This is a genomic window from Campylobacter sp. BCW_6465 (assembly GCF_001762815.1).
GTDB lineage: Bacteria > Campylobacterota > Campylobacteria > Campylobacterales > Campylobacteraceae > Campylobacter_D > Campylobacter_D jejuni.
In genome coordinates, this window is sequence record NZ_MJXN01000106.1 from 2,201 (window position 1) to 2,926 (window position 726).

A 726-nucleotide genomic window follows, 5' to 3' on the forward strand; every position below is an offset into this window, starting at 1 on the left:
TCTCCACCTCTAACCACAAGTCCATTAGAGTCTATAGTTACTTCAACTCCACCTGCTTTAATGATAACACAATCAGGTTTTGCATTAATAATTGTTTCTCCTACCTGTATAGTCGCTTCGCTATCGGCTTTTAACTCATGAATAGTTTTTGCATAAGTTGTGATATTATCAGCTACCATGCTTGTATTTTTATCACTTTCAAATCCTATGGATTCATTACTTGTAAAAAGAATATTGTCTTTGCTTTTATAATCCATCTCTTTCTCGCTTAATACTTGCATTTTATCGCTGATATTAATATCATAATGCCCCTCAACCACCTCCTTTTTATTTCCCTTCACATTCCTTGTCTCATCTTTATGGATAATAGTATTTTGATTAGCACCTATTTCTATGTCTTTGTTTTCTCCTACAAACTCATGAGAGTTTTTAGCCACTCTTACTTTATTATCTACTCCTACATTTAAGGTATTGCTTAATCCTACTATGGTATCTTTAGATAAGCCTACATTAGTTAAGTATTCTCCTCCTACATTGACATTTTTAGCTAAGTCTATGGTTTGAGTATGAATCTTTTTAATCCTTTCATTATAAATTCCATCCACTATAGAATCTTTATCATTTAAGATTCTTTGAGTGAAATTATGCTGGACTAATTCATCATAATCCTTTTGGGCTTTTAAATAAATTTGTTCTTTATCTTTTATATTTGAGAGGGTAAGTTCA

1 protein-coding gene is annotated in these 726 nt (G+C 31.4%); it reads right to left on the bottom strand.

All coding sequences use genetic code 11. The features are described 5' to 3' along the window. A partial coding sequence (locus tag AJ886_RS07985; RefSeq protein ID WP_070287511.1) for a bacteriophage T4 gp5 trimerisation domain-containing protein occupies positions 1–726 on the bottom strand: 726 nt, incomplete at both ends.